The 14337-nt window shown below is 62.1% G+C and carries 16 protein-coding genes and 1 pseudogene; 11 read left to right on the top strand and 6 right to left on the bottom strand.

The features are described from left to right. Positions 1–6: 6 nt before the first annotated feature. The gene (locus NTCA1_RS20735; RefSeq protein ID WP_159831682.1) at positions 7–525 is read right to left on the bottom strand and encodes a hypothetical protein; all 519 of its coding nucleotides are present in this window, start codon (positions 523–525) and stop codon (positions 7–9) included. A 54-nt stretch (positions 526–579) separates the two neighbouring features. Further along, on the bottom strand, positions 580–2268 hold the full coding sequence (locus NTCA1_RS20730; protein ID WP_159831681.1) for a hypothetical protein: 1689 nt from the start codon (positions 2266–2268) through the stop codon (positions 580–582). Between the two features lie 118 nt (positions 2269–2386). Between NTCA1_RS20730 and NTCA1_RS20725 the strand changes: the two genes are divergently transcribed. Next, positions 2387–3235 carry a hypothetical protein gene (locus NTCA1_RS20725; protein WP_159831680.1) on the top strand — a complete coding sequence of 283 codons (849 nt, stop codon included), beginning with the start codon at positions 2387–2389 and terminating at the stop codon, positions 3233–3235. A gap of 152 nt (positions 3236–3387) precedes the next feature. Here NTCA1_RS20725 and NTCA1_RS20720 read toward each other — a convergent pair whose 3' ends face one another. Continuing rightward, positions 3388–3819 (bottom strand): lysozyme, encoded by a 432-nt coding sequence (locus NTCA1_RS20720; RefSeq protein WP_159831679.1) that lies wholly within the window; start codon positions 3817–3819, stop codon positions 3388–3390. Positions 3820–3943: 124 nt separating this feature from the next. Here NTCA1_RS20720 and NTCA1_RS20715 point away from each other — a divergent pair, with 124 nt between their 5' ends. The 5 genes and pseudogenes from NTCA1_RS20715 (at position 3944) to NTCA1_RS20700 (ending at position 7559) form a co-directional block, all read left to right on the top strand. Next, positions 3944–4672, top strand: coding sequence for a hypothetical protein (locus NTCA1_RS20715; RefSeq protein ID WP_159831678.1), 729 nt, complete (start codon positions 3944–3946; stop codon positions 4670–4672). 62 nt (positions 4673–4734) lie between these two features. Beyond that, on the top strand, positions 4735–4938 hold the full coding sequence (locus tag NTCA1_RS29085; RefSeq protein WP_306439310.1) for a DUF6771 family protein: 204 nt from the start codon (positions 4735–4737) through the stop codon (positions 4936–4938). Positions 4939–5296: 358 nt separating this feature from the next. Next, positions 5297–5587: pseudogene (locus tag NTCA1_RS20710) on the top strand (RadC family protein); the annotation flags it as partial. Positions 5588–5589: 2 nt separating this feature from the next. Continuing rightward, positions 5590–6342 (top strand): NRDE family protein, encoded by a 753-nt coding sequence (locus NTCA1_RS20705; RefSeq protein ID WP_159831677.1) that lies wholly within the window; start codon positions 5590–5592, stop codon positions 6340–6342. Between the two features lie 182 nt (positions 6343–6524). Continuing rightward, the gene (locus tag NTCA1_RS20700; RefSeq protein WP_236549491.1) at positions 6525–7559 is read left to right on the top strand and encodes an endonuclease/exonuclease/phosphatase family protein; all 1035 of its coding nucleotides are present in this window, start codon (positions 6525–6527) and stop codon (positions 7557–7559) included. Here the strand turns inward: NTCA1_RS20700 and NTCA1_RS20695 are convergent. After that, positions 7478–8545, bottom strand: a complete 1068-nt coding sequence (locus NTCA1_RS20695) for an alpha/beta fold hydrolase (protein ID WP_159831676.1) — start codon at positions 8543–8545, stop codon at positions 7478–7480. The two genes, NTCA1_RS20700 and NTCA1_RS20695, sit on opposite strands and share 82 nt — an antisense overlap. A gap of 440 nt (positions 8546–8985) precedes the next feature. On the opposite strand from NTCA1_RS20695, the gene purB reads away from it, so the two are divergent. From purB to NTCA1_RS20675, 4 genes are all read left to right on the top strand, one after another. Then, on the top strand, positions 8986–10299 hold the full coding sequence (gene purB / locus NTCA1_RS20690) for an adenylosuccinate lyase (protein ID WP_159831675.1): 1314 nt from the start codon (positions 8986–8988) through the stop codon (positions 10297–10299). A gap of 103 nt (positions 10300–10402) precedes the next feature. Further along, positions 10403–10735, top strand: a complete 333-nt coding sequence (locus NTCA1_RS20685; RefSeq protein WP_086493434.1) for a LapA family protein — start codon at positions 10403–10405, stop codon at positions 10733–10735. Positions 10736–10739: 4 nt separating this feature from the next. Further along, entirely contained in the window at positions 10740–11417 is a 678-nt protein-coding gene (gene pyrF / locus NTCA1_RS20680; RefSeq protein ID WP_086493435.1) for an orotidine-5'-phosphate decarboxylase, read from the top strand. A 233-nt stretch (positions 11418–11650) separates the two neighbouring features. Next, a complete protein-coding gene (locus NTCA1_RS20675) occupies positions 11651–12409 on the top strand; it encodes an SIMPL domain-containing protein (RefSeq protein ID WP_133084361.1) in 759 nt (252 codons plus the stop codon). A 52-nt stretch (positions 12410–12461) separates the two neighbouring features. On the opposite strand, the gene NTCA1_RS20670 is transcribed toward NTCA1_RS20675, so the two are convergent. Then, positions 12462–12887 carry a DUF4019 domain-containing protein gene (locus NTCA1_RS20670; RefSeq protein ID WP_236549490.1) on the bottom strand — a complete coding sequence of 142 codons (426 nt, stop codon included), beginning with the start codon at positions 12885–12887 and terminating at the stop codon, positions 12462–12464. 64 nt (positions 12888–12951) lie between these two features. On the opposite strand from NTCA1_RS20670, the gene NTCA1_RS20665 reads away from it, so the two are divergent. After that, complete coding sequence (locus NTCA1_RS20665; RefSeq protein ID WP_086493438.1) at positions 12952–13605, top strand: phosphoribosylanthranilate isomerase; 654 nt, start codon at positions 12952–12954, stop codon at positions 13603–13605. A 141-nt stretch (positions 13606–13746) separates the two neighbouring features. Here the strand turns inward: NTCA1_RS20665 and NTCA1_RS20660 are convergent, their stop codons facing one another. After that, positions 13747–14214 carry an outer membrane protein gene (locus NTCA1_RS20660; protein WP_159831674.1) on the bottom strand — a complete coding sequence of 156 codons (468 nt, stop codon included), beginning with the start codon at positions 14212–14214 and terminating at the stop codon, positions 13747–13749. Positions 14215–14337 lie beyond the last annotated feature (123 nt).

Here is a 14337-nt window from a genome sequence, read left to right as displayed (position 1 = left end):
CGTCAACTATGATGGCCGCACCGCATCCGGAAACGGCGTGCTACGAAATGCGCGCTTACGATTGTTCGCCAAGGTGGTGCCGAGACAGGCGTTGAAGTCAGGGAACAAGGGATTGTTGCCGATGGCCCGCGTCGGAATGTCGAGCGTCATGGCCTCATCGGTATTCGCTTCAAGCCACGCCAGAGCATTCGCCCGAGTAGCGTTGCTCTGCCAGAGCGAGGCATTGCCGATAAGCTGGTAGCCGCCGCTGTCGCCAAGGATCGTCACGCCGGGGCGACGGCGGAAAATCCCTTCCGGCGTCGAAGATCCGATGAACTGGCCGTAGGAGAACAGCGCGCGATCGGTGACGAAGAACGGGTTTGCGGGATCTAGGAAATCCAGATCAGCCGGCGACGATATGCCGGTTGGGAGGATGCCACCACGAACGTTTGCGGCAGGCTTGAGGGGCATGGTGTGCGAGCGCGTCTGGCCCGCGATGAGATAAACGGCGCGGCCTTGCTGGCGCGCCCGATAGTCGATGGTCATGTGATTTCTCCGGGGTGGCCCCGCGACGGCTGCGCCTATCGCGGGGCGTGAGGATCAGGCGGCCAGGCTTTCGGTGACGGCATCCGCTTGAGTGTTGTCGGCCTTCGGTTCGGCCTTCACTCGCTTGAGCAGCTTGCGGTTGCGGGTGTCGCGTCCGCTTTCGAGCGTCTGGATGTGGGCACGGAACGTCGCGACCTTGCTGCACACCGACAGCACCAACATGCCGTTCTCATCGACCTCGACCGACAAGCCGCCATCAGCATCCACGGGCGCCAGAGAGGGCAAGCAGGTCAGGAGATCACTTGCCATGACACGCGCCTCCACGTCGCCGGTCGTCTCGCAGTCGAAGATGACCGTCTGGCCTTTGTCGTGCTTGAAGCCGATTTTGCCATTGCGGATCGTCACAGTGACTTCCTTGTCCTGACGGCGCTTCTTGGCGAGCACAGTCATGAACTCTTTGTCCAGCTTGCCGACTGCTACCCGGTCGAGCGAAGCAACCGCCGATGCTTTGAAATCGGCGCTGACGCGATGGGTCCAGTTCGTGCCGAACTCCGTCAGCTTCGGAAAAGCAAGCTGTCCATTCAGAGCGCGGGTCTTGTGGTGCAGTTGAACACGCAGGCGACCGTCGTTGCTTTTGGACGTGATGCGACCTTCCTCGCCGTAACCCGCGCAGACGGTGGGCTTCGCAAGCCGCTCGAACATGGTGTTCCGCGTCCGCTTGTCCATAAAGCGCGGAACGCCTGCGCTCGCCAAGGTATCGACTTCCTTATGCGGCTCGATGGTCAGGACACGGGTGTCGTCCATGCGCGCATTGGCGACCGAGAAGGTGCGTCCATCAAGCAGATATACTGCATAGGCCGGAAGCATCGGGGTAGAGGCGTTGGGCTGGTCGTCGTCCGCAAGCGGCTCAACGGGTTCGTTGCTCGTCTCGATGTCAGGAATGATTGCCGGGGCAACCGTGGCAACCTGATGCCAGAACAGCGCAGTATCAGAGACAGCCTCCATGCCATCTGAACGATACGCGGCCATGTCAGCAATCACAGATGGCGCAGCATTGGGCAGCGGCAGGAACACGATGTTGTCGCCATCGTGACGAACGATGCACATCATGGGCTTGCCCATCGCTACACCGGAAAGGGCATTGCTCTTGATCGTCTGCACCGCCGCACTTTCCAGCGCCTCATCGATCACTCTGTCGGCCTGCGGATCACCCTCGGCTTCAACCTCGTCTGGACGTTGAAGCTGCTTCAACAGCTTCTCCATCCCCGACTGCTGACCTACCGATTTGTAGAACTCGATGAACTTGTCTTCGCCCATCGCCACGAAGTCGTGCTGATCGTCAACGCGGTCCATGTAGGCTTCACAGAGCAGGAACGGACGGACCTTGTTGGTGCGTTCCTTCTGGACCGCATCAGTCGTGTTATCGAAGATGTTCAAGCCAAGCACAAACTGGACGGCGACGTGGCGCGGATACTTGGTCGAAGTCGATGAGTAGCCATTTGCCTTCCCATGAGCATCTACGTTGTTCGCGCCGTGAGTGTGAAGATACAGCCAGACCCGATAAGTTACGCGGGCGCGGAGATCGGCTGCCTTGCCTTCCAAGTCGAACATCTTGACGGCGGCACTTGCGATCTTCGCCTGCTCATCAAGAGCGGTTGTGGTGAGTTCGACAACGGTATTCTCGGTAGCGTCCGTGCCCTCGGTGGTCGCAGGTTCAGAAGCTGCTACGATATTGTCAGTCATGTATTTCTACCTTTCCTTTTTCAGCGAAGCGTCGTTGCTTCCTGATGAAGAATTGGTAGTCGGAGGTTCGCCTGAGGCGTGATTGACAAGATCGTTCCGGACGCAACGAGTTAACCCGATGACCGAAAAAACTGCGAAAAAGAGCCGACTGTATCAGACCGAGGATCGCTGGACGGAAGCGAACGACCTTGCCTTCCAGATCATGTGGTTCGAGTTTCTGAAAGTAAGTCCCAGCTACGAACTCGCCCGGCGTCACCGCGCCGGGGAATTGAGCGAACAAGATCGATTACCATCCGATTTTGAGGCAGTCCTCGCCGTGTTTGATGATCTTGGTGACGTGCGGGGAATCGAATTTGAAACGTGGTGGAAGGAGCGCGGCCTCGAATTCCTTGGCAACGAAGGTGTCAGGCTCACTGTATTTCCCATCGGCGTTCTGTCGGAGGAATACGCCGATCCCCTGAACGTAGTGGCTAACAGGGTAAGCGAGTTTATTGAGGGTAGATGGAGCCAGCAGGGAAAGCCTACTACCGCGATTATGTCGATACCGCTTGGGTTGACGAAAAGCCAGATACTAGACCACGTCGGCTTTCTACTCTCAGCATATGAAGATGATGTGAAAGAAAAGCCGAGACCAGCTGCAAAATACCCAGTAAAAGAGGGAAAGAAAGACCTCAACAGCCTATTTGGATATATGAAATGCCTTGTGGTCAGGTCGCAAATTCCTGAGGCGAAGCTACATGAAGTGGGCGCGATTGCCGAGATCAGTTCAACCTACAGTGCTCGTGTTGGCGAAAACGAGAGCGCAGAAGATCGAGAAAACCTACGCACGCTGACGCATCGCGCTTTGGAACGAGGCTTGATGATCGCGGAGAATGCGGCCCGAGGCATCTTCCCCAGCCATGAAAAGAATGAACACGCTGTTCCACCTGAGCAGGCTTATGCGCTGATCGATAGCGTTCTTGAGTGAGCGACCGAATAGGATGGCACGATCTTGAGTTCAGATCGTGCCGTTCCAAACATGGTAAGGACTGCCAGAGGCTACCGCTTTGGACCCTGCTTCGCGATGAAGTGAGTAGCCCCTAGCGCAGCGCGCTTCGAAGGAATTTCGGAACCCGGCCATCAGGACCTCACGAACAGCGCAGCTTCAGCGGCACGCCTCTTTGTAAGCCCTGCGAGCACCCTGCCAGCAGCTTTGTTCCAGCGACCAAACTGTGCAGCGGCACCAGCGTAATCCCCTGCGTTGAGCAATCGCAGGAGCGTGGAGGAGCCCAGCGCACCCACGCCCACGTTGTAAGCGAACGACACGAGAGCCCCCAGCTGATTGGTGGTAAGAGGCACCTTAACAAGCGAACGCACCTTCGCCTCAAACGCGTCGTATTCCGCGACTAGCCAAGCATCAGCCTGGGCCTGGGTGCAGGTGTCTCCGCGCTTTACATTGGTGGTGCGGCCCCAGCCAATCGTCCAAACGCCAGCAGGGCAAAGGTAGGCGTTGAGTTCGCAGCCTTCGAATGTCTTAACAAGGCCAAGACCGGCACGAGATGAGTTTGTCATCTCCTATCTATCAAATTGTCATGTCAGGCCGTTTGAGCCCGTTTGAGCCCCTAATCTCCCAAAGCCGATAATTACAGAGTGACAAGACGGAAAACTCTTGTCCGTTCAAAAGGGAGAAATTCTAATGACAATCACGCTCACGCGCTTCAACGTGAACCCACGATCCTACTCCAACGAGGACACCTATAAAGGCGTCTTCATGCCGGACGAAGAGAACAGGCATTGGGACATCGAAGCGCACCTGCTCGGCCTACTCAAGCATATGTCTACTTTCACTAACGAACCTGCCGCTTGGTCGTTCAGTGAATGGAAGGGCAAAGGATCGAACAACACCAAAGAGAACTGGATAGCGGCCACCGCCGCAGTCCTAGAATACAGGGGTAAGGACTTGGCTCAGGTAGCCAGTGACCTTCACATCAGAGCCACCGAACTCGGCTACGCGCATCTTCTCATGGACAGCCTGAGCCGTAAGGGTGAGAAGACAATCACCATCATCTTCCCCCTGACCGAGAGCATCAACAAGGATCAGTATGCGAGGCTTACGAGCGTCCTGAGCGAAGAACTCGGGCAGTATCGTGCAGCGGAGGGGAACATGGCCGCAACTCACCTCGTCCACGTAGACAAGGATTGTAGCGTCGCCGCTCTGGCGGGAGCGATCATCTCGCCGCGCCACAAGATCAAAGAAACAGAGAAGCTATATCAGTCCATGGACCCAAGGAGATTTGAAGCTGGTGGTCCTGCGGCGGCGGTCCAGATCGTTGCGCCTGTCGTGACGCATGACGGACTGTTCGATTGGGGCACGCAGCCGGAAACGGCAGGTGAGGTAATGGAGCGATTAGGCGCGACGCTTTGACGTGATTGGGGGGGGGGCAATCCCCGTTGCCATTTGTTCACCATTCGTTCTACAATTGGCTCATGACCGATTCCCTCCACCTCCCAGCCGATCCGGCATTGCTTTCAGAGGCTCTGTTGAACGCCCCAGCGTGGGCGCGTGTGGGCCTCACGATGCCGGATGAGCGTATGCGCGCCAAAGCAGCCACAGAGCTTGCTAACACCATCGTGGAACGATTGACCGGCTATCCGGACGTCCCTGATCCTGACCAGCTAAGCATGTTCTGATGGATGGGCGCCAACATCAGCCTCAAAGACCTAACGGAGTTCGCGCGACGTGACGCCAACCTGCTGGTTATCTGCTCTAACTGCGACCATAAAGGCGTTCTCGACGCAGCGAAGGTCTGCCGATATTACCTATGCCGTGGTTGGAACACGACAACTAGCATCGCGCATCTCCACTTGCGCTGTCAGGTCTGTGGCCGCAGGCCCACCCAGATACGCCCTACCCCAGACAAACCTGACCGTCCGCAATGGATGGCCTACCAAACGGATTGGACACAGCTCACGCGCAAATTGCGTGGGTGAAAAGCGCAGAAAACTGCGACTTGAAGGTCCAAGTCGGAGAGTTTGCATAACCTCTTTTTATGCGAATTCCAAGAACATGCTGATCCTGGACGATCTGGTGGGCGACGGATCGATCGACGAGGCCGCGATCCACCCGCGCGAGGTGATTCGCCGCGCGCTCGACATCGGGGCCACCGCCCTGATCCTCGTCCACAACCATCCCTCCGGTTCGCCGCAGCCCAGCCGCGCCGACATCGAGATCACCAACCGCATCGCCGAAGCGGGAAGGCTGCTGGGCATCTCGGTCCACGATCACGTCATCATCGGGCGCGAAGGCCATGTCAGCCTTCGCGCGAAAGGGCTGATCTGACGATGTGCGTCGCCGCCGTCGCCTGGCAGGCTCACGCCCACTGGCCGCTCGTGGTCGCGGGCAATCGCGACGAGTTCCACGCCCGCCCCACCGCGCCGCTGGCCTTCTGGCAGGACGGCAGCGGCGTGATCGCCGGGCGCGACCTGCTGGGCGGCGGCACCTGGCTGGGCGTCACCCAGGCCGCGCGCATGGTGCTCGTCACCAATTACCGCACGCCCGAGGGTTCGGTTCCCGGCCGCCCCTCGCGCGGGAAACTCGTCACCGATCTGCTGCTTGGCCGAGAGCCCGAGCCGATCGACACGATGAACCCGTTCAACCTCATCGAAGTGTCCGCCGGTAACGCCCGGTTCCTTACCAATCACCCGCAGTGTGAATCGCGTCCGCTTGCCGCCGGGATCCACGGCCTTTCCAATGGCGGCTTCGATCTGCCCTGGCCCAAGACCCGGCAGGTCGAGGCCGCCGTTTCAGCTTGGCTGTACGAGTCCGACGGCGAACCGGCCTCCCTGCTCGACGCCTTGAGATCGGAAACGCCTGGAGCCGCGCCTGCCCTGCCTGCTGGCGAAAGTGGCCCGGAAGCCCGCTTTGCCCCGGTATTCATCCGCGATCCGCTCTACGGCACCCGTTGCAGTACGGTCATCGCCGTTCGCCGCGACGGCACCGGCCTGATCGCGGAGCGCAGTTTCCACCCGGACGGTTCGATCTCCGGCGAGATCCGCATCGATTTCGACTGGCCCCTGCACTTCAACAGCCCCTGAATTGAACCATCCTTCGGGATCATCGACTTACCAGCGCGCGAGGCCTATCCTTCGCAAGGTCCATGGCCACCATGGCAAGTGATCCTGAGGCAGGGAAGCGAGGGTAGATGACAGTCAGAGGCGCGTTACGCCTGCGCATGTCCGCTTTGGGTGCTGTCCTGCTTGCAAGCGGGTGCAACACCATGGCGCCGCCCTCCGCGGAAGTGGCATGCAGCGCCACGCTGCCCCCGAAAGTCACCCTATCTCCCGACGGAGGAATGGCGGCAACGACGCTTTCGGTGCTGACCTTCAACATAGAGGGCCTTTCCTGGCCCGCCCGCAGCGGCCGCGCGCCCTCGCTGGAGCAGATCGGCAAGCACCTTGCCGCCATGCGCGCGGCAGGTACGGCGCCCGATGTCGTGCTGTTCCAGGAGATGTTCAGCGATGCCGCCAAGCGCGCGGTCCTCTCCAGCGGCTATCCCGCCATCGATTCCGGCCCCAGGCGAACCACCCGCGCACGCGGATCGACCAAAGACAAGCTGCCCGGAAACTCCAGCCTGAAACGCGGCGAGATCGGCGTCCATGTCTACGGCAGCGGCCTGGCCATCGCCTCGCGCTATGCCATCGTCGACACCGCCCGCCGCGCCTATGGCCGCAAGTCCTGCGCGGGTTTCGACTGCCTGTCCAACAAGGGCATCGCGCTCGCCCGGCTCGACGTTCCGGGCGTGCCCTCGCTGATCGACATCTACGACACCCATATGAACTCGCGCGGCGCCTCGGGCGCCCCGGCCGCGCGCAACCTTGCCGCGCATGAACGACAGGCGCTGGAGGCGTCCGAGTTCATCGACCGCACCCATGACGACGCCACGCCGGTCGTGTTCGGGGGCGATTTCAACATGCGCCATTCGGAAGAGCGCTGGGGCAACTTCTCGCGCTATCAATCGCTCGATCTGGTTCACCGCATCTGCGCCACCCCGGCGTCCGGCTGCGACGTGCGCATGTCCTGGGACGGCGACGAGCCCTGGATGGATACGCAGGATCTCCAGTTCTACTGGCCCGGAGACCGCGTACAGATCCGCCCGATCCGCGTCGAAGCGCTGTTCGACGGCAGCCCCGGCAGCCCGCAGTTATCCGATCACGACGGTTTCCTCGTCACTTACGAACTGCGCTGGAAAGCATCGGAAACGCGCAAGGACGCCTGCCGTCCAATTCCGGGAACCCTGGCGCTCGGGCGCTGAAGCGTTTGGGGGTCGTCAGGGCGCGGGCGACGACAGGGTTTCCAGCAGCTTCGCGCCAAACACTTCCGGCCCTCGACCTGCGGCGAATGGCCGTAGTCGGGAAATTCGATGATCCGCGCCGAGGGCATAGCCGCCGCTGCCTGGACCGCGACTTGGGGGATCGGCTTGAGCTTGGCGCGCAGTTCGGCAGGAGCCTGTCCCTTGCCGAAGACGGTCGTGTCGCGCATGCCGATCATCAGCGTGACCGGCACCTTGAGATTGCCGAATTCGTAGGAAACCGGCTGCGTCAGGATCATCTCGGAAGTCTTGGCCTGCGCCAGTTCGGCCGCATCCTGGTCCGCCGCCGCATATTGCCCGGCCAGCATCTTCACCCAGCGATCGTAGCGCGGGTTCCAGTCTCCGTGATAGTAAGTGTCGAGCTGATACTGCCGCATCTCGGCGTATCCCTTCACCCGCTCGGCGGCCAGCAGCTTCTCCAACGGGATATAAGGCACACCCTCAGCCATGCGATCGACCAGCCCCAGCGGATTGACCAGCACCAGCCTTTCAACCGATTGCGGGAACATAAGCGCGAAACGCAGGCCGAGCATGCCGCCGGTGGAATGGCCGAGCACGATCGCCTTCTCCAGGCCGACCTTCTCCATCAGCCGGTGCGTGGCATCGGCCATCATCGCGAAACTGTACTGCGCGGAGGCGGGCTTGGACGACTTGCAGAAACCGAGCTGGTCGGGGATCAGCACGCGATAGCCCGCCGATAGCAGGGTGCGGGCGGTATCCTCCCAGGTGGCGCCGCAGAAATTCTTGCCGTGCAGCAGCACCACGGCGTGCCCGTTGGGCTTGTCCGGCAGCACGTCCATGTAGGCCATGGCCGCTTCTTCGGCCCCGAGCTTCAGGTCCATGCTCTCCACTTTCCAGGGATAGGGAAAGCGTTCGAGATTGGAGCCGAAGTCCTCCAGCTTGATATCCTGCACGCTGATGTGCGGCACGCCGGTTTCCTGAGCCGAGGCCCGCTCGGTTAAAGGGCCGAGCAGCAACGGAATAGCCAGAACTATGGTGAGCGCGCGTCGCATCGCTGGTCCTTTCGTCATCGACAAGGTGCCGCATGATAGCGTGATAAGGCATAGCGCTTCGGCTGCGGAAAGGCTCCTCCCTTTTCGAAAAAGCCTTCATCTTCAACATCTCTCGCCAGAAACCTCACAGCAGGGCATGCCGAGATTTCCGGTTTTTGCAATCGTACGCCGGCGCGGCGCCGATAGCCTCCACGGCGCCGGAACCGGGCGAAACCGCCGGGAACAAACGCCCCCGCACGCGGAATCTTTCCGCCTGCCTGCCTTGCGCACCCTTGCCTTTGTCGCAAGCCCGCCGTAGCGGCTCGGGCCAACAGGCCAGATCAAGCCGGTCGAGTCAGGTTACCAAGGAGTCGAACATGGTCCCCCGTTACGCCCGCCCCGCAATGACCGCGATCTGGGAACCCGAAGCGCGCTACCGCATCTGGTTCGAAATCGAGGCGCACGCCGCCGTGAAGATGGGCGAAATGGGCACCGTCCCCGCCAGCGCCGGACAGGCGCTCTGGGACTGGTGGGCCAAGAACCCGAAAATCGACGTCGCCGCGATCGACGCCATCGAAGCCGTTACCAAGCACGACGTCATTGCCTTCCTCGACTGGGTTGCCCAGCAGGTTGGCCCCGAAGCGCGTTTCATGCACCAGGGCATGACCAGCTCCGACGTGTTGGATACCACGCTGAACGTCCAGCTGGTGAAGGCTGCCGACATCCTGCTGGAAGACCTTGATGCCCTGCTCGCCGCGATCAAGCGCCGCGCCGAAGAGCACAAGTACACCCCGACCATCGGCCGCAGCCACGGCATCCACGCCGAGCCGGTGACTTTCGGCCTGAAGATGGCCGAAGCCTATGCCGAATTTACGCGCTGCAGGAAGCGCCTGATCGCCGCCCGCGAAGAAGTCGCCACCTGTGCGATCTCGGGCGCTGTCGGCACTTTCGCCAATGTCGATCCGGCGGTGGAACAGTACGTCGCCGACAAGATGGGCCTGGAAGTGGAGCCGGTCTCCACGCAGGTGATCCCGCGCGACCGTCACGCCATGTTCTTCGCGGTGCTGGGCGTGATCGCCAGCTCGATCGAGCGCCTCGCCATCGAAGTACGCCACCTGCAGCGCACCGAAGTGCTTGAGGCCGAAGAATATTTCTCGCCAGGCCAGAAGGGCTCGTCGGCCATGCCGCACAAGCGCAACCCGGTGCTGACCGAGAACCTGACCGGCCTTGCCCGCGTCGTCCGCTCGTCCGTCACCCCGGCGATGGAGAACGTGGCGCTGTGGCATGAGCGCGATATCTCGCACTCCTCGGTCGAACGCTTCATCGGCCCGGACGCGACGATCACGCTCGATTTCGCGCTCGCCCGCCTGACCGGCGTGGTCGACAAGCTGCTCGTCTACCCCGAGCGCATGCAGAAGAACCTCGACCGCATGGGCGGCCTCGTCCACTCGCAGCGCGTGCTGCTGGCGCTGACGCAGGCCGGCCTGACCCGCGACCAGTCGTACCGTCTGGTACAGCGCAATGCGATGAAGGTCTGGGAATCGGACGGCCAGCTCTCGCTGCTCGAACTGCTCAAGGCCGACGAGGAAGTCACTGCCGCGCTGCCGGTCGAAGTGATCGAGGAGAAGTTCAACCTCGATTACCACTTCAAGCAGGTCGACACGATCTTCGCTCGCGTTTTCGGGAACTAAGCCCCTTTCCGACACTTCCCATGCCTCGCAATCGCGCTTAGCATCAAACGCGATTGCGAGGTCTTGCTGCACGGCCCGTTGTGCAGGAACTGCCGGAGGGTACATGAACATTGTCCGCACCGTGGTGTGGATCGCGATCACGGCGATCCTGGTAGCCTTCATCGCCATGAACTGGACGAAAGTGCCGGTGAACTTCTGGCCGCTCGACGATGCCAACTACGTGCACTTCGAATGGCCGGTAGGCGTCGTTGCGCTCGTCTTCTTCGGTCTCGGCATGGCGCCGGTCTGGCTCTACCTTCGTGCCGTGCGCTGGCGGCTTCAGCGCCGTATCGCCAGCCTGGAAAACTCGCTTCGCGCCAACAGCGTGCCTTCCGCCGCGCCCGAAGCGCCGCTTTCGACACCCCTTTCCAATCCCGAACCTTCGCCGGAACTTTGAGACCATGAACAGCAATCCCGTCTATCTCGCCCTCGACCTGCCCCGGCTCGACGCCGCCGAGGCGCTGGCCCGAAAGGTTTCCGGGCATATCGGCGGGATCAAGCTGGGCCTCGAATTCTTCTGCGCGCACGGCCATCACGGCGTCCACGAGCTGCACAAGCTGGGCCTGCCGATCTTCCTCGACCTGAAGCTGCACGACATCCCCAACACCGTGGCCGGGGCCATGCAGGCCATCCACGTGCTGGAACCGGCGATCGTCACCATCCATGCGGCCGGTGGCCGCGCCATGATGGAAGACGCCAAGGCGGCAGCCGGAGAGAACACCAAGGTCGTGGCCGTCACCGTGCTCACCAGCCTCGACGGCGGCGATCTCAATGCCATCGGCGTGAATGCCGAGCCGCACGAACAGGCACTGCGCCTTGCCGACCTGGCCCATTCCGCCGGTCTCGACGGCATCGTCTGCTCCGGCCATGAAGTCGGTGCCGTACATCAGCAGTGGAAGGACGGCTTCTTCGTGGTCCCCGGCCTGCGCCCCGATACTGGCGGCAACGGCGACCAGAAGCGCATCATGACCCCGCGCGCGGCCCGCGATGCCGGTGCCAGCGTGCTGGTAATCGGCCGCCCCATCAGCCGCGCCGAAGACCCGCTCGCCGCCGCCCGCGCGATCGAAGCGACGCTGTAGGCTTAAGAATAACGTCGTCCCGGACTTGATCCGGGACCGCTGGCCGAGCCGCGCCTTTGCCCGCGAACTTGCGCCTAAAGATTTGGCAGCGGTCCCGGATCAAGTCCGGGACGACGGTTGCCTCACCCCCTTAACCTTTCACGGCGCAAAATGCACGGTTCAGCGCCGGGCAACCTCCCACCCTCCAGATCGTTGATCCGGCCAATGGATGGCCGAATGGCGAGTGCGACCTCATGAAATCCCTGAACCTGCTTGCCGTTACCACTGCCGCGATCGCCTCGGCCGTGGCCGTGCCCGCCCTGGCGCAGGACGCCGGACTGGTTCCCGCCATCGCAGCAGGCCACACGCTGCTGACCGTGAGCGCGCAAGGGTCCTCGACCCGCACCCCCGACATGGCGGGCTTTTCGGCCGGCGTCACCACGCAAGGGGCCAGTGCCAGCGAGGCGCTGAACGCCAATTCCACGCGCATGAACCAAGTCATCGCCTCGCTGAAGCGCGCGGGCGTGGCCGACAAGGACATCCAGACCAGCAACCTCAGCGTCAACCCGGTCTATGCCCAGCCCAAGCGCCAGCCCGACGGCAGCTATGTCGATGCCCCGCGTGAGATCGTCGGCTATGAGGCCGCCAACACCGTCAGCGTCCGCCAGCGCAAGCTGGACGACATGGGCAAGGTGATCGATGCCCTCGTCAAGGCGGGTGCGAATCAGGTCAACGGCCCGAATTTCTCGCTGTCCCAGCCCGACGCCGCCCAGAACGAGGCCCGCGTGGCCGCGATCAAGGAAGCGCGCGCCCGCGCGGACCTCTATGCCGGGGCTGCCGGAATGCGCGTTGCGCGCATCGTCTCGATCAGCGAAAGCGGCGGCTATGCCCCTGCGCCGGTCATGTACCGCGCCAAGGCCGCGATGGATTCGCTCGCTTCCGCCCCGCCCGTCGCGGCCGGGGAACTGGAAACCAACGTCAACGTCACGGTGCAGTTCGAACTGGCGCCCTGATAGTCCAGACCTCGGACCGGATCGCGCTTGAGATGATGGAGCGCGATCCGGCCTAGTTGAGCATCATGTCCTGCGATTCGATATTGTAACCGGTAAGGGCGATCTTGCCGCCGTCGCCCTTGCGGTAGACGAACTGCTCGGCGCCCGAACCCCGCTCGAAAGTGGTCTGATAGGTCAGGGTGACGAAAGTGCCCTCGGTCGTGGCATTCGCGTTCCAGCCGACCTGCTTCGTCTGCTTCACCTTGCCAAGCTTGCGATGCACGGCATCCAGCACTTTTTCCAGTGCGGCCCGCTGCGCTCCCTGCCGCAGGGCCGGATCGGCCTGCTTCCAGATCGCCCGCAAGTCTCCAGCGTCCAGCGCCTGATGGAACTTGCCCACTTCGACCTCGGCGTCCTTGAAGGACTCCTTCACGCCGCAGCCCGCCAGCATTGCCGCAGCGGCAAATGGCACTAGAAGGCGGCCGATTCGGTTCAACATCTGGCGGTTCATCGACGGTCCTCGGGCCTGTGTTCGGGATCGCAATCTAGGCTGGAAAAACGACATGCCAACAGCGGCGATCAAGATCTGCGGGATCAGCACGGGCGAGGCGCTCGAAGCCGCGATTCGCGCGCGAGCGGCGCATGCCGGGTTCGTGTTCTTTCCGAAAAGCCCCCGCAACGTCACTCCGGCTCAGGCCGCATCGCTCTCCGACCGCGCCCAGGGGCGTATCGGCAAGGTGGGCCTGTTCGTCGATGCCGATGACGAGACGATCGCGCAGGCCGTCATGAGCGCGCGCCTCGATGCGCTGCAACTCCATGGCAGCGAAAGCCCGGAGCGGGCGGCGCAGCTTCGTGCGCGGTTCGGCATAGCCGTGTGGAAGGCCCTGTCCGTCGCCACGGCGGAGGACGTCGCCAGAGCTGGCACTTATGCAGGCGCGGTCGATCTGGTGCTGTTCGATGCCAAGACGCCCAAGGGCAGCCTGCCCGGCGGCATGGGCCTCAGCTTCGACTGGAAACTCGTGGCGAACTGGAAGGGGCCGATCGCCTGGGGGCTTGCCGGTGGATTGACGCCCGAGAACGTCGCCGAAGCGGTTCGATTGACCGGAACGCCGCTGGTCGACACCTCGTCGGGCGTGGAGCGCGCGCCCGGCGTCAAGGATCTCGATCGCATCGCCGCTTTCGCGCGGGCGGTAACCGCAGCCGGAGAGGCTGCCTGACGCTTCTGCGGCGCTATACAACAAGAAAGGGCGGCCCCTCATAGACCGCCCTTCCCTGGCTTACGCTCCCTGCTGGGAGCGGATTCCTTGTCCGGGCTCCGGCCTGACGAACTCGGTAGCTGCGTCAGGCCGGAAAACGGATCAGAACTTCACGCCAACGCCGATCAGACCAACGTCTGCGTCGGGGGTGTTGTCGCCGACCAGCAGGTGCTTGTACTCGACCTTGCCGTAGAAGCGGTCGTTCAGAGCCTGCTCGACGCCGCCGCCGACAGCAACGGCGCTGTTGCCGTACTTGCTGAACTTCGACTGCCAGGTCGAGTTGGCATAGAGCTTGGTGGTCGGGGTGACCTTGAAGCCGGCGCGGCCGCCGACGCCCCACGAAACGCGGGTGTTGTCGGTCAGGACCTTGTCGGCCGAACCTTCGACGCCCACGAAGAACTTGTTGCCCAGGTCGTAGTCGTAACCGACTGCGACGCCTGCAACTGCTTCGCTGTCGCTACCGTCCCAGATGATGCCGGTGCGGGCTTCGACGCGCGCTTCGTTGGCGAGAGCGGGGGTGGCGGCGGCCACGGCAGCAACCGCGGCGAGCGAAACGAGTGCAATACGCATATTATTTACTCCAGTACGTTCCCCGGCCCTCACCGGGGACCGCCCCGCTGCTCCTGCAAACCTTTCGCTCAGATGAACGGAAAATTTGTTAGTTGCCCAAAATCGTCATGAAACTGCCACTTA

Source organism: Novosphingobium sp. TCA1, from assembly GCF_009811895.1.
Classification (GTDB): domain Bacteria; phylum Pseudomonadota; class Alphaproteobacteria; order Sphingomonadales; family Sphingomonadaceae; genus Novosphingobium; species Novosphingobium panipatense_A.
This window is presented reverse-complemented; position numbering and strand designations above follow the sequence as displayed.